This is a genomic window from Neobacillus sp. OS1-32 (assembly GCF_030915425.1).
GTDB lineage: Bacteria > Bacillota > Bacilli > Bacillales > Cytobacillaceae > Neobacillus > Neobacillus paridis.
Window position 1 is genome coordinate 4161985 of the sequence record NZ_CP133263.1, and the last position, 22386, is coordinate 4184370.

Annotated in this window: 24 protein-coding genes and 2 riboswitches; of the genes, 18 read left to right on the plus strand and 6 right to left on the minus strand. The window is 41.6% G+C overall.

Going from position 1 to position 22386, the window contains the following annotated elements; genetic code table 11:
• The first annotated feature begins 168 nt into the window (after positions 1-168).
• The 11 genes from RCG24_RS20330 (at position 169) to RCG24_RS20380 (ending at position 11643) form a co-directional block, all read left to right on the plus strand.
• Entirely contained in the window at positions 169-525 is a 357-nt protein-coding gene (locus tag RCG24_RS20330; protein ID WP_202656118.1) for an SCP2 sterol-binding domain-containing protein, read from the plus strand.
• A gap of 79 nt (positions 526-604) precedes the next feature.
• Positions 605-707: riboswitch (SAM riboswitch) on the plus strand.
• A 66-nt stretch (positions 708-773) separates the two neighbouring features.
• Positions 774-2090 carry an O-acetylhomoserine aminocarboxypropyltransferase/cysteine synthase family protein gene (locus RCG24_RS20335; protein WP_308077886.1) on the plus strand — a complete coding sequence of 439 codons (1317 nt, stop codon included), beginning with the start codon at positions 774-776 and terminating at the stop codon, positions 2088-2090.
• Between the two features lie 127 nt (positions 2091-2217).
• Positions 2218-2320: riboswitch (SAM riboswitch) on the plus strand.
• Positions 2321-2481: 161 nt separating this feature from the next.
• Positions 2482-3507: a methionine ABC transporter ATP-binding protein gene (locus RCG24_RS20340; protein ID WP_308077887.1), complete on the plus strand. Its 1026-nt coding sequence runs from the start codon at positions 2482-2484 to the stop codon at positions 3505-3507.
• Entirely contained in the window at positions 3500-4165 is a 666-nt protein-coding gene (locus tag RCG24_RS20345; protein WP_308077888.1) for a methionine ABC transporter permease, read from the plus strand. The genes RCG24_RS20340 and RCG24_RS20345 overlap by 8 nt, the downstream gene beginning before the upstream one ends.
• Before the next feature lie 80 nt (positions 4166-4245).
• A complete protein-coding gene (locus RCG24_RS20350) occupies positions 4246-5094 on the plus strand; it encodes a MetQ/NlpA family ABC transporter substrate-binding protein (RefSeq protein WP_202656114.1) in 849 nt (282 codons plus the stop codon).
• Between the two features lie 455 nt (positions 5095-5549).
• Positions 5550-6335, plus strand: coding sequence for a Fe-S cluster assembly ATPase SufC (gene sufC / locus RCG24_RS20355; RefSeq protein ID WP_202656113.1), 786 nt, complete (start codon positions 5550-5552; stop codon positions 6333-6335).
• A 23-nt stretch (positions 6336-6358) separates the two neighbouring features.
• Positions 6359-7669 (plus strand): Fe-S cluster assembly protein SufD, encoded by a 1311-nt coding sequence (gene sufD, locus RCG24_RS20360; protein WP_202656112.1) that lies wholly within the window; start codon positions 6359-6361, stop codon positions 7667-7669.
• Positions 7669-8898, plus strand: coding sequence for a cysteine desulfurase (locus RCG24_RS20365; RefSeq protein WP_308077889.1), 1230 nt, complete (start codon positions 7669-7671; stop codon positions 8896-8898). The genes sufD and RCG24_RS20365 overlap by 1 nt, the downstream gene beginning before the upstream one ends.
• Positions 8888-9325 carry a Fe-S cluster assembly sulfur transfer protein SufU gene (gene sufU / locus RCG24_RS20370; protein ID WP_202656110.1) on the plus strand — a complete coding sequence of 146 codons (438 nt, stop codon included), beginning with the start codon at positions 8888-8890 and terminating at the stop codon, positions 9323-9325. Before RCG24_RS20365 ends, sufU begins: the two co-directional genes overlap by 11 nt.
• Before the next feature lie 170 nt (positions 9326-9495).
• A complete protein-coding gene (gene sufB / locus RCG24_RS20375) occupies positions 9496-10893 on the plus strand; it encodes a Fe-S cluster assembly protein SufB (protein ID WP_202656109.1) in 1398 nt (465 codons plus the stop codon).
• A gap of 378 nt (positions 10894-11271) precedes the next feature.
• Positions 11272-11643 (plus strand): hypothetical protein, encoded by a 372-nt coding sequence (locus RCG24_RS20380; protein WP_308077890.1) that lies wholly within the window; start codon positions 11272-11274, stop codon positions 11641-11643.
• A gap of 278 nt (positions 11644-11921) precedes the next feature.
• Here RCG24_RS20380 and RCG24_RS20385 read toward each other — a convergent pair whose 3' ends face one another.
• Both RCG24_RS20385 and RCG24_RS20390 read right to left on the minus strand, forming a co-directional pair.
• Positions 11922-12569, minus strand: a complete 648-nt coding sequence (locus RCG24_RS20385) for a hypothetical protein (RefSeq protein WP_308077891.1) — start codon at positions 12567-12569, stop codon at positions 11922-11924.
• 25 nt (positions 12570-12594) lie between these two features.
• On the minus strand, positions 12595-13551 hold the full coding sequence (locus RCG24_RS20390) for a hypothetical protein (RefSeq protein ID WP_308077892.1): 957 nt from the start codon (positions 13549-13551) through the stop codon (positions 12595-12597).
• Between the two features lie 754 nt (positions 13552-14305).
• Between RCG24_RS20390 and RCG24_RS20395 the strand changes: the two genes are divergently transcribed.
• The 4 genes from RCG24_RS20395 (at position 14306) to yunB (ending at position 17920) form a co-directional block, all read left to right on the plus strand.
• Positions 14306-15127, plus strand: a complete 822-nt coding sequence (locus RCG24_RS20395; RefSeq protein WP_202656105.1) for a sulfite exporter TauE/SafE family protein — start codon at positions 14306-14308, stop codon at positions 15125-15127.
• 9 nt (positions 15128-15136) lie between these two features.
• Entirely contained in the window at positions 15137-16483 is a 1347-nt protein-coding gene (locus RCG24_RS20400; RefSeq protein ID WP_308077893.1) for a bifunctional metallophosphatase/5'-nucleotidase, read from the plus strand.
• A 68-nt stretch (positions 16484-16551) separates the two neighbouring features.
• Positions 16552-16854, plus strand: coding sequence for a YunC family protein (locus RCG24_RS20405; RefSeq protein ID WP_202656103.1), 303 nt, complete (start codon positions 16552-16554; stop codon positions 16852-16854).
• A 250-nt stretch (positions 16855-17104) separates the two neighbouring features.
• Positions 17105-17920, plus strand: a complete 816-nt coding sequence (gene yunB, locus RCG24_RS20410; RefSeq protein WP_308077894.1) for a sporulation protein YunB — start codon at positions 17105-17107, stop codon at positions 17918-17920.
• Positions 17921-17942: 22 nt separating this feature from the next.
• Here the strand turns inward: yunB and RCG24_RS20415 are convergent, their stop codons facing one another.
• On the minus strand, positions 17943-18941 hold the full coding sequence (locus RCG24_RS20415; RefSeq protein WP_235888320.1) for a M23 family metallopeptidase: 999 nt from the start codon (positions 18939-18941) through the stop codon (positions 17943-17945).
• Between the two features lie 197 nt (positions 18942-19138).
• On the opposite strand from RCG24_RS20415, the gene lipA reads away from it, so the two are divergent.
• Positions 19139-20056: a lipoyl synthase gene (gene lipA, locus RCG24_RS20420; protein ID WP_308077895.1), complete on the plus strand. Its 918-nt coding sequence runs from the start codon at positions 19139-19141 to the stop codon at positions 20054-20056.
• A gap of 44 nt (positions 20057-20100) precedes the next feature.
• Here lipA and RCG24_RS20425 read toward each other — a convergent pair whose 3' ends face one another.
• Entirely contained in the window at positions 20101-20673 is a 573-nt protein-coding gene (locus RCG24_RS20425) for a YhcN/YlaJ family sporulation lipoprotein (RefSeq protein WP_308077896.1), read from the minus strand.
• Between the two features lie 116 nt (positions 20674-20789).
• Between RCG24_RS20425 and RCG24_RS20430 the strand changes: the two genes are divergently transcribed.
• Positions 20790-21068, plus strand: coding sequence for a YutD family protein (locus tag RCG24_RS20430; RefSeq protein WP_235888319.1), 279 nt, complete (start codon positions 20790-20792; stop codon positions 21066-21068).
• A 25-nt stretch (positions 21069-21093) separates the two neighbouring features.
• Here RCG24_RS20430 and RCG24_RS20435 read toward each other — a convergent pair whose 3' ends face one another.
• Both RCG24_RS20435 and RCG24_RS20440 read right to left on the minus strand, forming a co-directional pair.
• A complete protein-coding gene (locus RCG24_RS20435) occupies positions 21094-21387 on the minus strand; it encodes a cytosolic protein (RefSeq protein ID WP_202656099.1) in 294 nt (97 codons plus the stop codon).
• A gap of 56 nt (positions 21388-21443) precedes the next feature.
• Entirely contained in the window at positions 21444-21710 is a 267-nt protein-coding gene (locus tag RCG24_RS20440) for a DUF3055 domain-containing protein (protein WP_202656098.1), read from the minus strand.
• Between the two features lie 163 nt (positions 21711-21873).
• On the opposite strand from RCG24_RS20440, the gene RCG24_RS20445 reads away from it, so the two are divergent.
• On the plus strand, positions 21874-22311 hold the full coding sequence (locus RCG24_RS20445; RefSeq protein WP_308077897.1) for a DUF86 domain-containing protein: 438 nt from the start codon (positions 21874-21876) through the stop codon (positions 22309-22311).
• The last annotated feature ends 75 nt before the right edge of the window (positions 22312-22386 follow it).

The following is a 22386-nucleotide window of genomic DNA, read 5'->3' on the forward strand; positions in this document are numbered from 1 at the left end:
CAACTCACGGTGAAATAGTGAATGCCGAAAAGAATGAATACACTCAGCACATATTTCGAAAAAACGACATATTTTTCAGGACTTCAGCAGAAAAGGTCGAGTGAAGATGAAAGGATTTCCGGTTTCCATTCCGAATATGTAAGTAGGAGTAATGAACCGGAGTGATAGATGATGATCGAAATCGTGAACCACTTTATCGAGGCATTGAAAAATCAAGAATATCTTCATGCCATTATTCAGCAGGCTGATTTCCGGATAAACCTGGCTGCTGACGGCCAGGTGATCCAACTGGTATTTTATAATGGTGAAATCACTGTAGAAAAGGAAATATCCGACAGCCTTACAAGATTTGAGATTTCCGGCAGTCAACCGGCGATCGCGCAGCTGTTGGAGGGCAAGGAAAGACTGAGATTATTGGAACGGAATGGATGTTTAAAGGTTGTGGCCCCATTGAGAATGGTATTGCTGCTCGAGTCCATATTTTACTTAACAAGGCCCGATCACTATTTAGAAAAAATAATTTAATCAAACCTATTGACTCGGAATTAAACTTCGGGTAAGATATTTTTAAAATATTCTACCAATAAACACAATTCAATAAAGATTCTTATCACGAGCGGCGGAGGGAACTGGTCCAATGATGCCCGGCAACCGGTTATAAACACGGTGCTACATCCAGCAGAGCGGCTTGCTCTGAAAGATAAGAAGAGTCCCCTCTCTTCTTATGAAGCGGGGGTTTCTTTATAAATTGTGACAAAAGGAGCGAGTGTCGAATGGCTGAGAATCAAAAAAAATATCGTTTTGAAACATTAAGTGTACATGGTGGCTTATCACCAGACCCGGTAACGGGGGCTCGGGCAGTTCCGATCTATCAAAATAATGCCTATCAATTTAAAAACACGGAACATGCCGCAAATCTGTTTGCTTTAGCAGAACCAGGTTATATCTATACCAGGATTCACAATCCAACGACAACTGTTTTTGAAGACAGAGTGGCCCTGCTGGAAGGTGGCGTCGGCGCACTGGCGGTTGCTAGTGGAATGGCGGCGATTACTCTGGCGATTTTAAATATTGCCGAAGCTGGTGATGAAATTGTCTCGGCATCCACTCTATACGGCGGCACCTACAACTTATTTGCTGTGACACTCCCGAAATACGGCATTGATGTGAAATTTGTTGATCCGAAAGATCCGGAAAACTTCCGTGCTGCGATCACGGAAAAAACAAAAGCGGTGTTTGCTGAAACGATCGGAAATCCCAGCTTAACTATTTTGGATATTGAAAAAGTGGCCAAGATTGCCCACGAGGCTGGTGTGCCGCTTATCATTGATAATACGTTTGCGACCCCATACCTCTGCCGGCCAATCGAGCATGGTGCCGATATTGTCGTCCACTCTGCGACAAAATGGCTGTTAGGCAACGGGACAACGACGGGCGGCATTATTGTCGACGGCGGTACGTTTGATTGGAATTCACCGAGGTTCCCGGGCTTCACGACACCAGATGACAGCTATCATGGCCTTGTTTATGCCGAGGCCATCGGGGCCGCTGCCTATATCGTTAAAGCCCGTGTTCAACTGTTGCGTGACCTAGGACCGGCTCTTAGCCCGCAAAATGCCTTTCAATTTGTGCTCGGCCTTGAGACTCTTCATGTCCGGATGAAAGAACATGTGGCTAATACCGAAAAGGTGGTCGAATATTTAACGAACCATCCTGCTGTCGAATGGGTCTCCTATCCGGGGCATCCGTCACATCCTGATTATCAACTGGCTCAGAAATACCTCCCAAAAGGGGCAGGCTCAATGGTTGTTTTCGGCATTAAAGGCGGCAAACAGGCCGGGGCAACCTTAATTAATTCGATCAAAATCTGGGCCCATGTAGCAAACGTTGGGGATGCTAAGAGTTTGATCATCCATCCGGCCAGCACGACTCACCAGCAGCTGGACGCAGAAGGATTAAAGGCAGCCGGCGTTTCGGAGGATTTAATCCGCCTGTCAATTGGGATCGAAAATGTCGATGATCTCATCGAAGATCTCGAAGATGCCATTGCCGCGGCAACCGGCTTGACTTCCTTAAAAACAAATGTCTGAATGTTTCGGGCAGATGTGAGAGAAATTAATTGACACCTCTTTTTATCCGTGGTACGATTTCATTTGTACTTTATAGAAGCGCACTTACATAATGTGCTGCTTGAATAATGAATATAGGATTTGTTATCTCTTATCAAGAGAGGTGGAGGGATGTGCCCGATGAAGCCCGGCAACCGTCATTATTGAAATGGTGCCAATTCACACAAAGCAGTTGCTTTGAAAGATGGGAGAAAGGTTTGATTAGTTGTGCCTTTCTGCCTGTGCGGAAAGGCTTTTTCTATGAATAGGCTTGTAACGGCGTGATGACTTTCACGATTTGACCTTAAAGAAAAAGAATCTTTCCATTCAAAAAATCAAACCCTATATATTAGGATAAGAAGCGGGTGATTTGATGATTTCAATCAAAAATGTCCGAAAGATTTTTCCTTTCAAGGAAGGACAATTAACTGCCGTTGATGATGTCAATTTGGAAATTAACGACGGAGAAATCTTTGGTGTTATTGGTTATAGCGGCGCCGGAAAAAGCACGTTAATCCGGATGCTGAATGGACTGGAACTTCCCACAGAAGGAACCATTACCGTCGCCGGACGGGATATTTCAAAGATTAGGGGCAGCGAACTTCGCAAAGCCCGTCAGGAAATCAGCATGATTTTTCAACACTTCAATTTATTATGGTCCCGAACGGTCAGTGAAAATATCGCCTTTCCGCTCGAGATTGCCGGCATAAAAGGGCCGGAAAGGAAAAAACGGGTGGCAGAATTGATCAGGCTGGTGGACTTGGAGGGCAGGGAGAATGCCTATCCATCACAGTTGAGCGGCGGCCAGAAGCAGCGTGTCGGAATTGCCAGAGCGCTTGCCAATAATCCAAAGGTATTGCTTTGTGATGAAGCAACTTCCGCCCTTGACCCGGAAACAACCGATTCGATTTTGGACTTATTAGTCGATATTAATAAACGGCTTGGCTTAACGATTGTGTTAATCACTCATGAAATGCATGTCATTCGAAAAATTTGTCACCGGGTAGCGGTAATGGAAAACGGCAAAATCGTTGAAATAGGTTCTGTGTTGGATGTGTTTAAAAACCCGCAGCAGCCCATCACCAAACGGTTTGTCCAGCAAGTGTCCGAACCCGAAGAAACAAAAGAAATCGCTGAACACCTGCTTAAATGCTATGATTCCGGACAAATTATCCAGTTAACCTTTATCGGCGATTCCGCTGAACAGCCATTGATTACCAATTTGATTCGCCGTTTCCATGTCAATGTCAATATTTTGCAAGGGAAAATCTCGCAAACCCAAAAAGGCTCCTATGGAACATTATTCGTTCATATCGATGGGAACGAACAAGAAGTGAATAAAGCTGTTGACTTTATTCGTTCCCAGCAGGTAGGCGTGGAGGTGGTTTCAAATGGCTAAGTATTTCCCGAATGTTGACTGGCAAATCATGTGGGAGGCAACCAATCAAACCTTATTTATGACCGGGATTTCCGTTCTTGTTACATTTGTTTTGGGAATTATTCTTGGTATGCTGCTGTTTCTCACCGGAAAAGATAATATGTGGGAAAATAAACTGATTAACACGGTGATCGGCGCGATTGTGAATATTTTTCGATCTATCCCGTTTATTATCCTTATTGTCTTGTTGATCCCATTTACCGTTTTTTTACTTGGGACGATGATAGGTGAAACAGCAGCATTGCCGGCATTGATTGTCGGAGCGGCACCGTTTTATGCAAGAATGGTGGAAATCGGCCTCAGGGAAATTGATAAAGGTGTAATCGAGGCGGCGAAATCAATGGGAGCGTCAACATGGACGATTATTTGGAAGGTGCTGCTTCCCGAATCGCTGCCAGCACTTGTTTCTGGAATTACTGTAACGGCCATTGCCCTCGTTGGTTATACGGCCATGGCGGGGGCGATTGGTGCCGGTGGCTTAGGAAATCTCGCTTATAATTACGGTTATCAGCGAAATCAAAATGATGTCACGGTTGTCGCAACTGTCATTATTTTACTGATTGTCTTTGTGATTCAATTTATTGGCGATACAATCACAGCAAAAATTGATAAACGTTAAATAAAGTCTTGCCCGATGGTGATCCAATTGAACAGTCCATAAGGCGGGGTTTTCAAATTACTTAAAAGGGGATATACAAAATGAAAAAATGGCTTGGAGCACTTTTAGCATTAGCACTTGTACTGGCATTGGCAGCTTGCGGTACATCAAAACAAAAATCGGAAAGCAACGGAAACGGCGGAGATCAAGCAAAAACGACAAAATTAGTCGTCGGTGCATCACCAGTTCCCCATGCTGAAATTTTGGAACAGGCAAAGCCGATCCTCAAGAAAAAGGGAATCGATCTTGAGATTAAGACATTTACTGACTATGTTTTACCAAACAAAGCCCTTGAATCTAAAGAACTGGATGCGAACTACTTTCAGCACATTCCTTACTTAAACGCACAAATTAAAGAATTTGGCTATGACTTCGTAAACGCCGGCGGCATTCATATTGAGCCAATCGGGATCTATTCTAAGAAATACAAAAAGTTAAGCGATCTTCCTAATGGAGCTCATTTAATTATGAGTAACTCCGTTTCTGACCATGGTCGTTTGTTATCACTGCTTGAAAATGAAGGACTTATTAAGTTAAAAGCAGGAATCGATAAGACAACTGCTGATATAAAAGATGTCACGGACAATCCCAAGCATCTAAAATTTGATGCCAACTATGAACCGAAGCTTCTGCCGCAAATCTATAAAACGGGTGAAGGCGATGCGGTCTTAATCAACTCAAACTATGCGATTGATGCTGGTTTAAATCCATTAAAAGATGCGATTGCCATCGAAGATAAGAATTCACCATATGTTAATATTATTGCCGTTCGTAAAGGCGATGAAAACAAACCGGCGATCAAAGCGCTAGTCGAGGCATTACAATCAAAAGAAATTCAAGACTTTATCCTGAATAAATACAAAGGTGCTGTCGTTCCTATTTCAAAATAAAAATAGTATTAAAGAAGGTCAGTGGCACTCCACTGGCCTTTTTTGGCTAATAAGAAGGTATTTAATTTTTTCTGAATTTTACGCTTTCTTAAGTTGCATAAATTCAACTACGCCTCGTGAACCGTCCTAACGGGCTTGCCCGTCGGCGAGTGTTTATATATACATGAATCTGGATTTTTTGGAAAAAAATAGATATTATCAAGCGTTGGAAATTGAGCCAAAAAAGGAGTATCATTTAAAGCGGATTAAGTTTTACATATATTTTTATCTGTATTTTTCGTAAAAACTTATTTCATTCTCATTTATGATTAGTCCATTGAAAATAGGAATAGTTATTTCTGCTTATTAGTTGATAATAGTTTTCATATGTTATAAGATTGTAATGAGAATAAAGTGAGAATAAAGGGAACAGATCTCTACGGTCTGTGAGATACAAAATTTTCGGAGGTATAGATATGGCTGGATCAACTTTAATCATTAAGGACCTTCATGTTGCCATTGAAGGAAAAGAAATTTTAAAAGGTGTAAACCTTGAAATAAAAGGTGGCGAAATTCACGCGATCATGGGCCCGAATGGAACTGGTAAATCCACACTATCATCGGCGATCATGGGCCATCCAAAATATGAAGTAACAAGCGGCAGCATCACCTTAGACGGTCAAAATGTTTTGGAAATGGAAGTAGATGAGCGCGCCCGTGCCGGGTTGTTTTTAGCAATGCAATACCCAAGTGAAATTAATGGTGTGACAAATGCTGATTTCTTACGTTCGGCGATCAATGCCCGCCGTGGCGAAGGAAATGAAATTTCATTAATGAAATTTATTCGTCAAATGGATAAGCAAATGGAATTTCTTGAGATGGATTTAGATATGGCACAGCGTTATTTAAATGAAGGCTTCTCCGGTGGAGAGAAAAAACGCAATGAAATTCTGCAGTTAATGATGCTTCAACCTAAAATTGCCATTTTGGATGAAATTGACTCCGGACTTGACATCGATGCTTTAAAGGTTGTCTCAAAAGGTGTCAATCAAATGCGCAGTGATGACTTTGGTTGCTTGATTATCACTCACTATCAACGTTTGTTAAATTATATTACTCCTGACTATGTCCATGTGATGATGGATGGCCGGATTGTTAAAAATGGCGGTCCTGAACTTGCGCAACGTTTAGAAGCGGAAGGTTACGACTGGATTAAAAAAGAACTTGGCATTGAAGATGAAACAGTTGAGCAAGAAGCTTAAGTCTTAGGGTTAGGAGGATTAACATGACAACTGAAATAAAATTACCATTCGATAAGGCTTTCGTCAGTACTTTTTCTAGTGCTATGAACGAGCCTGCCTGGTTTGCGGCGCTTCGTCTAAAGGCCTTGGAGCAATTTGAACAGCTGCCCATGCCAAAAACGGAAAAAACAAAAATTGAAAAATGGAATTTTACCCAATTTCGCCAGCATACAGTGAAAAGTCAGGCCTATTCATCTCTTGCTGACCTTCCGGAAGAAGTAAAAGCATTAGTAGATATAGAGACCAGTAAACATAATCTTTATATTCAGCGCAATCAGACACCTGCGTTTCTAACACTGTCGGACGAATTGAAAAATAAAGGCGTTATTTTCACCGACATTTTTACCGCTGCGAGGGAGCATGGCGATCTGCTAAAAAAATATTATATGACGCAGGCAATCAATGCAGATGAACACAAATTGACAGCGCTTCATGCGGCACTTGTTAACGGCGGTGTTTTCGTTTATGTACCGAAAAATGTGGAGATCACTGAACCGATTCAGGCTGTATTTGTTCATGATGACAAAGAAGCCAACTTGTTTAACCATGTTATCGTGGTAGCAGATGATAATAGTTCTTTAACATACGTTGAAAACTATATTTCCACAGTGGAAGAATCCGATACTTTGGCCAATATTTTAACGGAACTTGTTGTCAATACAAATGCTCGAGTTCAATACGGTGCTGTTGATCATTTGGCAAAAGGAATGACCGCATATGTGAACCGTCGCGGAGTCGCCGGCAGAGATTCTGAGATTGATTGGGCCCTGGGGTCAATGAACGAAGGAAATACCATTTTTGAGAACACCACGAACTTACTTGGTGACGGTTCTATTGGGGATGCGAAAATGGTTGTCGTTGGCCGTGGAGAGCAAACGCAAAACTTCACGACGAAGGTTGTTCATTTCGGAAAACATACCCAAGGAAATATTTTAAACCATGGCGTGGTAAAAGATAGTGCAACTACGATTTTTAACGGTATTGGTAAAATTGAACACGGTGCCTCCAAAGCAGATGCCGAGCAAACCTCCCGGGTGCTGATGCTCAGCGAAAAAGCACGCGGTGATGCCAATCCCATTTTGTTAATCGATGAGGATGATGTCATGGCCGGGCACGCCGCTTCAGTCGGACGGGTAGATCCGGTACAGCTTTATTACCTGATGAGCCGCGGGATTCCACAGACCGAAGCAGAGCGTTTAGTCATTCATGGCTTCCTTGCACCGGTTGTAACGCAATTGCCAATTGAAAAAGTGAAAAAACAATTATCTGAAGTTATCGAAAGGAAAGTAAAATAATGAATATCCAGGATATTCGCCGTCAGTTTCCGATTCTAGATCAAGAAGTTAATGACCACCCGCTGGTTTATCTAGACAGCTCTGCGACGTCACAAAAGCCGATTCAGGTCATTGAGGCGGTTAATCAATACTACCGCGAATACAATTCCAATGTCCATCGCGGGGTGCATACATTAGGAACAAAGGCAACAGATGCATATGAAGGAGCACGGGAAAAGGTTCGTAAGTTTATTAATGCCAAATCACTCGAGGAAGTTATTTTTACCAGGGGCACCACTACATCACTGAATACCGTAGCGGCAAGCTACGCTGCCGCAAATTTAAAACAAGGTGATGAAATTGTTATTACCCATATGGAGCATCATAGTAATATCATCCCATGGCAGCAGGTGGCAAAAAGAACCGGTGCCAGGTTAAAATATATTCCGCTCCAGGAGGATGGTACTCTTTCTCTGGAAGACGTTCGGGAGGCGATTACGGACAACACAAAATTGGTTTCGGTAACCCAGGTGTCAAACGTTCTAGGGACGATCAATCCAATTAAGGAAATCGCTAAAATTGCTCACGAACATAATGCCGTTATCGTCGTTGACGGTGCCCAAAGTGCCCCGCATATGCTGGTCGATGTCCAGGATTTAGATTGTGACTTTTTCGCTTTCTCCGGTCATAAAATGTGTGGTCCAACCGGGATCGGTGTTCTTTACGGTAAAAAGCATTTGCTCGAGAACATGGAGCCAATCGAATTTGGCGGAGAAATGATTGATTTCGTCCATTTATACGAATCAACTTGGAAAGAGCTTCCATGGAAATTCGAAGGGGGCACACCAATTATTGCCGGTGCTATCGGTCTTGGCGCTGCGATTGACTTTTTGAATGAAGTTGGGTTAGAGCAAATTGCTGAGCATGACCATAAACTTGCCGCTTACGCACTGGATAAACTGTCTTCTGTCGAGGGGATTACAATTTACGGCCCGCATGATGCTGCAAAGCGTGGCGGACTGGTAACATTTAATCTGACCGACGTCCACCCGCATGATGTGGCAACCGTATTGGATGCAGAAGGAATTGCGGTTCGTGCCGGACATCATTGTGCCCAACCATTAATGAGATGGTTGAACGTTACAGCAACGGCACGTGCCAGCTTTTATTTGTATAATACAGAAGAAGATATTGACAGACTGAGCGAAGGCCTTGTCAAAGCAAAGGAGTATTTCAGCGATGTCTTCTAATTTAGACGCCTTATACCGAAGAGTGATCATGGATCATTATAAAAAGCCGCGAAACCGTGGCATTTTAGAAGATGGCAGCCATACGATAAATATGAATAACCCGACCTGCGGCGACCGGATTCAATTAACCTTTAAAGTGGAAGATGGAATTGTTGAGGATTGCCGCTTTGAGGGGGAAGGCTGTTCCATCTCGATGTCATCCGCCTCGATGATGACGGAGGCGATTAAAGGGAAAAAAGTAGAGGATGCCTTGAGATTATCGAAGATTTTTTCTGATATGATGCAAGGCAAAGAAATAGATGAAGACATGGATTTAGGTGATATTGAAGCACTTCACGGTGTTTCCAAATTTCCCGCCCGGATTAAATGCGCAACTTTAGCGTGGAAGGCGATGGAAAGAGGGTTAACTGAAGGGGAAAAAGAATAAAACGACGAAGCGGTGGAGATTGGGATGATGTCTAGCTCCAGCGCCTAGGGGGCTCGAGGTCATAAGCCAATCCGACAGGAAGGTTAAAGAACAACCTTCATGTCGGCGCATCTTTGCTTGTCGCCCCTTACCAAGGCGCTTCCGCTTTTCTAAGAAGGAGGAATACGACAATGGCAAAAAAGATGCCTGAAATCGGTGATTATAAATACGGTTTTGCCGATAAAGACGTTTCCATATTCCGGTCAAAACGTGGCTTGACCCGAGAAATTGTTGAAGAAATCTCCAAGATGAAGGGTGAGCCACAGTGGATGCTGGACTTCCGCTTGAAATCACTGGATATCTTCTACAGCAAGCCAATGCCGATGTGGGGCGGAGATTTAAGTGGGTTAAACTTTGACGAAATCACATATTATGTAAAACCGTCCGAGAAGTCCGAGAAATCATGGGATGAGGTCCCAGCTGAAATCAAGGCCACTTTCGATAAACTGGGAATTCCGGAGGCAGAACAGAAGTATCTTGCCGGTGTATCGGCCCAATATGAGTCTGAAGTGGTTTACCATAACATGAAGGAAGACCTTGAAGCCTTAGGAATCGTCTTTAAAGATACCGATTCCGCTTTAAGAGAAAACGAAGATATCTTCCGTGAACACTGGGCAAAGGTAATCCCTCCAACAGATAATAAATTTGCGGCATTAAACTCGGCGGTTTGGTCTGGCGGTTCGTTCATTTATGTTCCACCAGGTGTAAAGGTTGATACGCCATTACAAGCCTATTTCCGGATCAACTCGGAAAACATGGGACAATTCGAAAGAACCTTGATCATTGTTGATGAAGGCGCCAGTGTCCACTATGTTGAAGGCTGTACCGCCCCGGTCTATACAACCAATTCGCTTCACAGTGCCGTTGTTGAAATTATCGTTAAAAAAGGCGGCTACTGCCGTTATACAACGATTCAAAACTGGGCCAACAATGTTTACAACCTGGTTACGAAGCGTACGGTCTGTGAAGAAAATGCCACAATGGAATGGGTTGACGGTAACATTGGCTCCAAATTAACGATGAAATATCCGGCTGTCATCCTGAAGGGTGAAGGCGCCCGCGGCATGACATTATCGATTGCAATTGCCGGCAAAGGCCAAGTTCAGGATACGGGTTCAAAAATGATTCATTTGGCGCCAAATACTTCTTCGACGATTGTTTCGAAGTCAATTTCCAAGCATGGTGGTAAAACCAACTATCGCGGCTTGGTGCACTTTGGCCGTAAAGCTGACGGTGCTCGTGCTAACATTGAGTGCGATACGCTGATTATGGATAATAAATCAACTTCTGATACGATCCCATACAATGAAGTACTAAACAACAATATTTCACTTGAACACGAAGCGAAGGTTTCCAAAGTTTCCGAAGAGCAGCTCTTCTACTTGATGAGCCGCGGCATCTCTGAGCAGGAAGCAACAGAAATGATCGTCATGGGCTTCATCGAACCATTTACAAAAGAACTACCAATGGAATACGCCGTTGAAATGAACCGATTAATCAAGTTCGAAATGGAAGGTAGTATAGGTTAATCCTCTACAAACCTTGGTGTATCAATGTTTGAGAGCAATTCAATAACCTAATAAAAAGTAGTCGTGCCGATTTCGTGCCGATTCAGATTTTACGTTTAGTGTAGGAGGCGGACTTTTGAAGTTCGTCTTCTTCTATTTTTTCGGTAATTTCGAGATAAGTAAGGCAGAAAGATTGTAAGTCTCAATTCGGTTGTCTTAATTCAATTGATTTTTTGCTATGATTAACTGCAAACGACTCTCCAATTTTTTAGTAGCTATTACATATATAGCTGCTCTTTTTTCGAACAATATAGAAAAGTTCTACCTTTTTTCAAAAAATTTCCTGCTTTGTATTACCTATATCAGCAAGGGTTATGCCGACTTTGTATACCAAACCAAATGATTCAAACCTTTAATGAGCTAAATGAACTGATTAAACCACAATCAGAGGAAGAACCACAGAATTGGCTAACCCTTTCGTTTGATAAGGAAGTAAAGGTACAATTGGTTTTAGCTGCTGAGAATGCAAAGATGAAGCTGGAGGAATTTATTCGAGCATTGGTTTGGGCAAAGATGAAGAAAGTTCAGCAATTGCGGAAAGAACGAGATGAAAGAATGAAAGAGAACTTAAGGAAACATTCTATCCAAATTATTAATGTTCGATTGACCAATGAACTACTGGACAAGTACGAATCCAAGTTTGAACAAATCAAAAGCAAAACTAATGTTGAAAATAAATTGAAGGATTTGTTGTTAAAGGAATTAGGATAGTCCCCCCTCATTTTCATTTGTGAAATGCTTTTGTGTACCGATGGCGGGAGAAGAATTTTTCTGCGTGATGCTTACATGAGTTTTTTTGGAAAGATGTCAGGATATAAAGCAAAATATGTAAACCTCCGATTATTTAGGCTGCTTTTGAAAAAGTAGCTGATCTTTTTATTTATCGAATAAGTGAGTCCAGAAACTTATCAAAAAACCTAAGGATGTTACTCTTAGTCCAATGTTTATATGAAAATAAAATGCATCCTTTAATGGCTGCATTTTTGGAATTATTCATTTTTTTCTTTTTCATCATTAACCAAATATTGAATCGAGGATTCCGCCGCATTAGTCGTAAAAATTTGAAATAAATTATAAATAAAGCTTTTTATTTCAATCAAAAAGTACAGTATTATTACCAAATATAAAGAAATAAGAACCGCAGCGATGTATTCATTTGTTAATTTTGAAAAAAAACTTAAACACCAATCTACAGGTAAATATTTGAACGTAACTAACAATAATAAATTCATAATAGTAATTCCGAGGTAAAATATTGATAAACCGTAAAAATACACATTGTAAGTTGAGAATTTATCAAGTTGTTCTTCATGCTTTACAGCTATTAGTCTGATTAATGTACTTCCATTTGATAAGGCTTGAAAAATTGAGTAACCAGTTATAATAACTGCAAAAATAGGAATAATAACATAATTTATATTCACAGCTATATCGGCAATAACACTTATTGCTGAAGTCGTTGGATAAATTAAAAACTTTTGGGTAAGAAATATAATAATAAAAAGAACTCCAAGAATTTTCATTCTTTGCTTACTCAAAGTAAATCTTTTCAGACTTAACACGAATAAATCAAAAGAATTTATTTTTTTTAAATTTACTAATTCCTGCGTATTATCAAATAACTTTTGATTGTCCATTTATATCACCTTTAAAAAGGTTTATTTATCTTAAGAACTTATTATATAAACCTTCAAGTTTAGTGAAAAACCTATCATAAATCTTTTTATTTTCGGGACTAGTTTCATTAAATTCTTCCTTGTTGATTAATTTGCCTGCAATTACATCAATATTTTGCAGGAATGTTTCTTCTTCATCGACGGGGATACTCATTTCTTCTGTAAAGGAGTCATCCTTAAGTGTTCCAGAAGTACCGTTTTGAAATTGAACCTTTACAGTGGGCTCTAATAGTCCCTTTGTATCTTTAAGAATTTGAGTTACGTTTTCTTTATTCTGCGGTGAGTTAAAACGTAAGTGTCCTGTTTTACTCCCTAAAGATTTCAATGCTTCTGTTAGTTCATCAACAGTCTCATTCTCCATTATATCCCCGTTTAGCGGATAAAATTTCAAAGTTATGTTATTTATCTTTTTTACATCTTTTAGTTGCTCTTCAATTGTACCTTCAAAAGGTATTGCAACAACATTTAAATTGGGCAGTGGTAATTTATCATTCTTATTAATGATATTTTTATTTTGTTCTCTGATAAAATCATACAGGACATCTCTAGCTGTTGAAGAAAAATTTTTTAATGTTGGGCTACCGTTTTGATTTTTAACTAAAACCATTCGATGGTTCTTCAAATTAATAAGAAAATATGAATATGGGTCAGATGGATATACTTCATCAGTGCGTACCAATTCGCCGTCAATAATCCTAGACTTCACTTCAAGACGAGTACTTTTTACAATTAATCCAGCTAAAACAAATTCTCCTTTAACATTAGTAAGTTTAACCTGTTCAAAAAAGAAGGTTGTCTTTTTATTTTTCTTTCTATTTTCTTCCTTATAATTTCGTGTAAACGCAGGAAAAATTATATTTTCAAATTGAGATAACATTGGCTCGTTTTCAGATCCAAAAGTCAAATTAAAATTAGCTATATATGATGTCTTATCAATAATCAAGTTAATTTCTCCCCTTCTATTAAAATATTCTATGAAAATAGTACCATTAATGCAGGAGAATTTGACATTTTTTTTAAAAATTTTTAACTTTAGACACATTATAAGTGTGCCAATATTAGACGAATATCAGGTGAAGGAGTCCTGCGGATAGTTTACGCCACAGAAGATCAGGGTGCACAGGTACTGCTCGAATTTTGTCGAAGATTGATAGGTTTTTTGGTATGTAGAAAATGTTAGAATAGAGTTGCAACTGGATATTGTGAGGGTGGCCAGGTTGTCAGTCTTCTTTTCCTAAGCTTTAGGGAAGGGAGGTGATAATCATGGAACATTTCTTGAGATGCTACGAGAGATTCTGAAGGGAATTGTACGGGAAACCGCTGCCTTTATCTTTCAGAAACAACTTTTAGATAACAAGAAAACCACCCTACGCCGTCGGAAGCACAAGGGTGGCTTTCGAAGATAAATTTATTTAGACAACCACCACCCTGACGGTAGCAGTTGCATGGAGAAGTGTTAGGAGCACTTCTCTTTTTTATTATACATTCATTATACCCTAAAATATTCTGAATTAAAAGGACCTTATCAAATTCCTCTAGGCATTTTCAGGAGACGTTTTTCATGTAATCATGAATTGACAATCATACTTTTTCAATGTTAAAACTCCTTTTTTTAAAAAAGGTTATGCTATTATAAGGTAATGGAGCTTCGATTTTGCATTTAACAAGTCTCAGCTTAGACTATGGAAGGTGAAAACATGGAATGGATTGTATTAGTTATAGTCGGGATTTTTGCGAGCTCACTGGGTTCGCTGATCGGTATGGGGGGAGGAATCATTGTCGTTCCCACCTTGCTTTATTTGTCGACACTTGCGACCTTCAGCCATTTGACGCCGCAGGTAGTGGTAGGGACATCCTTATTCACGATGATTTTTACCGGCCTTTCCTCGACATTGGCGTATATGAAACGGAAAACAGTTGATTATAAAAGTGGCCTCATTTTTCTCATTGGAAGCGGTCCGGGGAGTATCCTTGGAGCTTGGGTCACAGAAAAATTAGATTTGCACTCATTTAATATTTATTTTGGTCTGTTTATCCTGTTTGTTTCAGTTGTCATGGTGGTCAGGGACAAACTAAAACCACTTCCTTATAAAAAGGAAAAAGGGATTGTCCGCAGCTTTACGGATAATAGCGAAAAAACGTTTGAATATGGCTTTAACCCGGTGTTGGCGGTGATTATTTCCTTCATCGTTGGCTTTTTGTCAGGGATTTTCGGCATTGGCGGCGGCTCGTTAATGGTTCCAACGATGATTTTATTATTTTTCTTCCCGCCGCATGTGGCTACCGCTACATCGATGTTTATGATCCTGCCGACATCGATCCTAAGTTCGATTACGCATATTGCCCTTGGCAATGTCAATTGGCTTTATGCCCTGGCATTAGTGCCCGGTGCTTGGATTGGCGCAAAAATTGGTGTCTATTTAAACTCAAAGCTGAAGAGCAAAACCATTGTTTTGATCATCAGGATTATTCTTGTTGTTGTCGGAGTCCGGCTCATTTATCAAGGAATTATAGGGTAGTGTTGTACTATGGAAAAAATCCATCTTTATCATACCAATGATGTTCACAGCCATTTGGAAAATTGGCCGCGAATTCATCAGTTTATAAACCAACAAAGACAGCAGCATCTCGCAGCAGGCGACGAGTTTTTTCTTTTTGATATCGGCGATTTCATTGACCGTTGGCATCCGTTGACGGAGGCGACAAAGGGAAAAGCCAATATTGCTCTGTTAAATGACAGCCGCTATACGGCAGTCACGATTGGCAATAATGAGGGAGTAAACCTCCCCCATAGTGATTTGCATCATTTGTATGATGAGGCTCATTTTGATATTCTGCTGGCAAATCTTTATCAAAAAAATGGAGAAATCCCGGATTGGGCCCAGCCATACAAAATTTATCAGACAAAATCGGGAACAAAACTAGCTGTGATCGGCTTAACCGCAAATTTTTCCCAGCTTTATACTTTGCTTGGCTGGAAAGGAACCGACCCTTTTTTGGAAATAAAAAAGCGGCTTAAACAATTAAAACAGCAAGCCGATATCGTGATTTTACTTTCCCATCTAGGAATTCGCGATGATGAACGGATGGCCGAACAATTTCCGGAACTGGATGTCATTTTAGGTGCGCATACCCATCATGTTCTGGAAAACGGTAAATTGGTTAACCATACATTGTTGGGGGCCGCCGGGAAATTTGGCTATTATGTCGGTCATATGACGCTGGAATTGGACGAGCAAAAATCGGTGATGAATAAACAGGCAACTTTATATGAGGTAGACAAGCTTCCAGCCGTTGAAAAAGAAAAGGAGCAAATTCAGTCCTATCTTGATACGGGAAAAGACCTTTTAAAAACGATGGTGACCTCGTTAGATCATCCGTTTGCTAGTGATCCGTTTCAGGAAACGGAGCTGTCGCATTTGTTATGTCAGGCGGTAAGGGAATGGTGTCAGGCAGATTGTGCGATGATCAATGCCGGGCTTCTGCTAGGTCCATTAACAGGTGAAGTAACTGAATATGACTTATTATCGGTTTGTCCCCATCCGATCAATCCCTGTGTGGTTGAACTGAGTGGAGAGGAACTTACAAAGATGCTGGTTGAATCAATGGATGACAGCCTGCATCACAGGCAAATTAAAGGGCTTGGCTTCAGGGGAACGATAATCGGTAAATTTGTTTATGACCAAATTCAATTCCGCTCGGGCTGTATCTTCATCGATAATGAAAAAATAGTAAGCAACAAGACTTATACGTTAGCTCTTCCCGATATGTTTACTTTTGGTCATTTTTTCAAGGATGTCCTCCCGGGTAAGGAAAAACGGTATATCCTTCCGGAGTTTATGCGGGACATCTTAAAATGGAAGCTTGAAAACTAGTCCTTTGCCTAAGACACTTAACCGATCCTTGACATAATGTGTTAGTAAGGAAAGGAGCGTGGGAGCCTTTGATTAATTTATCTCCTATTGAAATTAGCGGCCACACATTTCTGGCTGTTTCCGTATTGCTTCCGAAAACAACCTTACTGGCCGTTACCAATGATAAAGGGTATATCATGTGCGGTGCCTTAGATGTTGGTCTTTTAAATGAAAAACTTAAGGATCGAAAAATCATTGCCGGCAGGGCAGTCGGGGTGCGGACGATTGACCAGCTGTTAGATGCCCCGCTGGAGTCCGTCACATTGGAGGCAGAGGAACTGGGAATTTATCAAGGCATGATTGGCAGGGAAGCCCTGCTTAAAATGATTTAAAGGCTTGCAGTGATGCAAGCTTTTTGTATTGCCCGCCAATTGAAAGGCGCAAACCGCCAATAGGAGGTCGGAAGCCGCCAATTGAAAGGCGCAAACCGCCAATAGGAGGTCGGAAGCCGCCAATTGAAAGACGCGAAACGCCAATTGCGAGCTATATTCCGCCAATTGCAAGGTATACATGCCATTTTTCAAAGCAAAGTTTTTTGGGCTAGTTCTTCTTAATCAAGCATAAATATAGCTTGAAGGGGTGATGGATTTGGCTAAATTTCGTAAGCGACGTCTGCGGCGGGGAGCGCTGCCATTCCGATATGTAATGCTGTTAACCTTTGTTTTTTTTCTGCTATCTACAGCAATCGGAGTATTGCTGGTCAATAAAGGTATTGAACCAACGCTAATGCGTTATGCCGAATCAGAGACGCGTAATATCGCATCAATTGTTATCAACCGCGCCATCACCAAACGAACAACAAACGTGGGAGAAAATAATAAGGTCATAATTGTCTCACCAGGCGAAAATGGAACTGGTCAAAATGCGGAATTAAACACTGATTTAATCAACCGGGTATTGGCCGAAACAACCGCACAAATTCAAAAAAATATCCGGGCGGCAAAGCAAGGGAGACTCGCTTCCTTAGAACAGCTGACAGATGTCGAAATTGAGACGGAGGATGCACCAGCAGACAATGCCATTCTGTGGTATGTCCCATTAGGACGGGCGACCAATATCGCTTTGCTAGGAAACCTTGGGCCGAAAATTCCGGTAAAATTCCAGGCGGTCGGTGAAGTGGAACCGGATGTGAAAATTAAAACGAAAGAAATGGGCATAAACAATACGTGGATTGAAGTTTCTGTGGAAATCGAAGTTTCGGTTCAATTTATCACCCCATTTGCAACAGATATTACAAAACTGCAGCAAAGTATTCCCGTCGGCGCCGGAATGATATCCGGACCGGTACCACAATTTTATAACAGCAGCGGCGGTTTGATTCCGTCGGTTCAGGTTCCTAATCAGACCCCGGATAACAAAACGGAAAAGAAGAAGGAGACAAAAAAATCAGGTAATTAAAAGGACTATCCATTGGACAGTCCTATTTTCTTCTCATTTCAATTCGTTCTATTTGTTTCCACCTTGCCAGATGTGGATAAGGGTCAAAGGACCATTCAGTTTTCCCATTATCTTTATACATTCCGTAATGCAGATGGGGCGGGAATTTTCCGGAGGTTCCCGGTGGACCATAGCCGGAGCTCCCGACCCCGCCAATCACCATCCCCGGTTCCACAATTTGGCCAACCTGAATATCTTTCGCAAAGCCGCTTAAATGGGCAAAGTAATGGTACGTATTATTGATATCACGAATCCCGATGCGCCAGCCGCCAAACTTATTCCAGCCCTTAATTTCGACGACCCCGTAGCAAGTAGCTCTAACAGGAACACCGTAGCCGGCAAAAATATCGGTGCCTTCATGAATCCGCCGCCCGCCCCAGCCACGTTTATCACCCCAGGTACTGCGATAGCTATGATTGCTGCGGAGCGGAACCGGAAATACCCGCTTGTCCAAATCAAGCCGGCCAAAGTGGCGGTACAGCTTGGCATATATGGCAATACTGCCAACCGTCCGATCACGTTTATAATAATTCCATAATCCGATTTTTATATTATCGTGATCGATTCCGTAAGAAAGGAGATAATTGGCGATTGCATATAACTTGTCCTCATCGTCTTTTAAACTGGCCTTTCCATCCCCATTTCCATCCACTCCGATCCCGTTAAAGAATTGAATGATGGCCGGGTTTTCTTCAAAAGGGTTGGGATTGGCTGGACCTGCCCATACTTCCGGACGAAAATAGATCCCCAGCGTTCCGTCCGGTTTCGGCAAGTCCCGGCGGACCAGGCGGATGTTTCTTTCATATTGATCAATGGCTGCCAAATAGTACCAGGGAATTTGCGTAACAGCTTCCACCTTCTCATAAAGTCGCATTCTTTCCTGATATACGTTTGGATTGGGCTCTTTGGCATTGACCTTGTTGCCGGAAAATGCGGTGGTGAAGCATAAAAGAAAGGTTCCAATGAATAGAGCAACTCGCAAAGGAATCCTCCTTCCGATTAAAAGTACAAGTTTAGTTTATGAATAATAAGAGATTTCATTATCGCTAATAAATGGTAAGTCTCTAGGTTGATTTTTGTAAGAGAATGTTTATTTGTCCAAACCCAGTTATCTTGTCCTTCTAGCTAAGAGTATGGTAAAGTGGCAGAGAAGAATGATTTTAAACAAGGGGGACGAAAATGAGCAAAAGGGATGAACTTTTAAGAAAGCCGGACTGGTTAAAAATAAAGCTAAATACCAACGATTCCTATACAGGTTTAAAAAAGCTAATGCGTGAAAAAAATTTACATACTGTCTGTGAGGAAGCCCGCTGTCCCAATATTCATGAATGCTGGGGGGCACGCCGAACGGCAACATTCATGATTCTGGGGGATACGTGCACCCGAGCCTGTCGCTTCTGTGCGGTGAAAACAGGCATGCCAACGGAATTGGATTGGGCCGAACCGGAAAGAGTTGCTGATTCTGTCCAATTCATGAATCTTAAACATGTCGTCGTCACAGCGGTGGCCCGCGATGATCTAACGGATGGCGGTGCCGCTGTTTTTGCCGAGACGGTGCGGGCGATCCGCCGAAAAAATCCGTTTACCACCATTGAAGTGCTTCCGTCTGACATGGGCGGCAAGGAAGAAAACTTAAGGATTTTAATGGAGGCCAAGCCAGACATCTTGAATCATAATATTGAAACAGTCAGACGCTTGACTCCGAGAGTCAGGGCCCGGGCCCAATATGACCGCTCGCTGGAATTCCTTCGCCGGGCAAAAGAAATGGAGCCAACCATCCCCACTAAGTCTAGCCTAATGGTTGGACTAGGGGAAACAAAAGAAGAAATTATCCAAGTAATGGATGATCTTCGGAAAAATAATGTAGACATTATGACAATTGGACAATATTTACAGCCAACAAAAGCTCACCTTCGGGTTGAAAAATACTACAGCCCGGAAGAATTTGAAGAGTTACGGAAAATGGCTATGAAGAAGGGCTTTAACCATTGCGAGGCCGGTCCGCTCGTGCGCTCGTCCTACCATGCAGACGAACAGGTAAATGCCGCCGCCAGACAAAAGCAGCTGCTTGGCGAACAAAAGGCACAAGAGGCTTAAGCAAAGAGAGTTCAGATCCACATATGGGCCTGAACTCAACTTTTCTATTTTCCTTGTGGAGATTTTTTCATTTTATTAATCACGTAATTGACTTGTGAGCGGGAATGGCGGTTTGTCGAATCAAGACTTGCCAGATTCGCGACATCCTGCATTAGGGTTTTATCGTCCGTGACATAAACCCGAAAGTATCTCGGGACGACCGACATGGCGGTTCGCCTCACTTGATCAGCAGTTACGTTACGATTTTTTGAATCGGTGGTATAGGCAACCAAGACCTCTTGATCGGTAACAAGTGTTGCGGCATCATGGACATTTGGGAGGTTGACACTATATTTACTAATAATATGGGCTAACTGTTCACGGTCAAGCGCTATCCGGGTCTCGTTTGCCGTATTATCGTTCATGACCGGGCTCTTTTGATGACGAACATAGCCAAAGTCATTGCTGACATTCCGGACACTCTGCCCGGCACCTTCCCGGTACAGCTCATGGCGCTTATTATTGACATTGATGGTATTACCGGATTCCTCATAAACATCGCGGTTCCCGATATCCTTAGAACAGCCGGTTAGAGCGATTGCGGCGCATAAGCCAGCGGTGATGGCCAAGTTTTTCAAATGAAACACCTCCTTTTATTAGATTTGCCAAAGCGAATATTTTTTTTCTTAGTAATTGATGGTTTATCGGTTATAATGAGAAGTAGACTAGAGGTGCCGAGTTAGAGGTGAAAGACATGGTGACGATTATTAATAACACTACATATGAAGTCATCCAAGAATATCGCAACGCTTTTAATGAAGAGGCCTTTAAAGCCAGATTCAGTGATATTTTATCGAGATATGATTACATTGTGGGGGATTGGGGTTATGGCCAACTGCGGTTAAAAGGTTTCTTCGATGACCAAAATCAAAAGGCGACCTTTGATACAAAAATCAGTACACTCAGTGAATATCTGTTTGAGTATTGTAATTTTGGCTGTGCTTATTTTGTGTTAAAAAAGGTAAAAAAATAAAACTCGCTTATCAAGGGCGAGTTTTTTAGCGGTGAATAGAATCATTGTAAGGCGGCTGTTCTTCGCCGTTGGGGTCATCATGGGTTGGATGGGAACCAGCCATTTGCCGCGGCAAATCTTGATGCAGTGATTTATTTTCGTAATTGAAGGCACTGTAGCGGCGCTGACCATCCTTCCAAGAGGTACTCTTCAACTGAACAGGCTCATCTTGGCGAATCGGAGACCCAAACGGACCATCCGGAAATTCTTCGGCCGCTAGGTAATTCCGTTGTTTCTCGACATTGGAAAAGTCGACGTATTGTTTTTCTTTATCAGCCATGTGTTTCACTCCTTTTCCTTAGTATGGCAAGGGAGGTGAAAAACATGTGGATACATTTAGATCACTTCTATCAGGAAAGACCTGAGCTCCTCCGCGACCTCTTCATTTATTTGAAAGGCAAATTCCAAATAGCCTTCCTCCTGTAAATCATCCTGCCCAATGATGGCAAAGCGGTTTCCCTGCATATCGAGAACCAGCTGTTTTCCATAATGACGGCCTGTTTGGATAATGGCTAAATCAAACCGTTGGTGTTCACCAACAAAACTGACAAATCTTGTTGTCGTTTCCTCTTTATCATCATAGAGAAAAAAGCGTTCAGTCATAAACGATAGTCTCCTTTTTCCATATTTCACATCTCCTTAATAGTAACAAATAAACCTGGTGAAGGGGAATTTATAAGATTGTAAAGTCAGACAAAAATATTTTCAGGAAAATATGTTACAATATAGCTGGAAATTGGTTAGAAATCATAAGGAAGTGGAATAAATGTATTTTGTTGATCGGGAAAAAATAGAAACCACATTAGTCTACTTAGAAGCGCAAATTCGTCTTTTTGCAAGCAAGAAGGAGTGGGAAACGCCTTTAGAAAAAGCCGCATTAGAACGAATTACGCAAATGTGCCTGGAATCCGTATTGGACGTCGGGAATACCATGATTGACGGATTTATTATGCGCGATCCGGGAAGCTATGAGGATATTATTGACATTCTGATGGATGAAAAGGTGATTTCCCAGGAAACCGGGGAGGCGTTAAAGGTTCTGATTAGTTTTCGCAAGCCGCTTGTTCAATCTTATACGGATATTGACCATCAACAGCTTCTTGAGCAATTCAGCCAACATTTACCGGCGTTATCGATTTTTGCGGAAAATGTTCGTGACTATTTAAAGAACGAATTAGGGCCGGTTTCCGCCTTTAGAAACTAACTGTCGTGCCGCAGATGACATTAAGGCTATGGAAATATTTCTACCCGAGCTTTGCTTATACTGCCTATCAAGAGC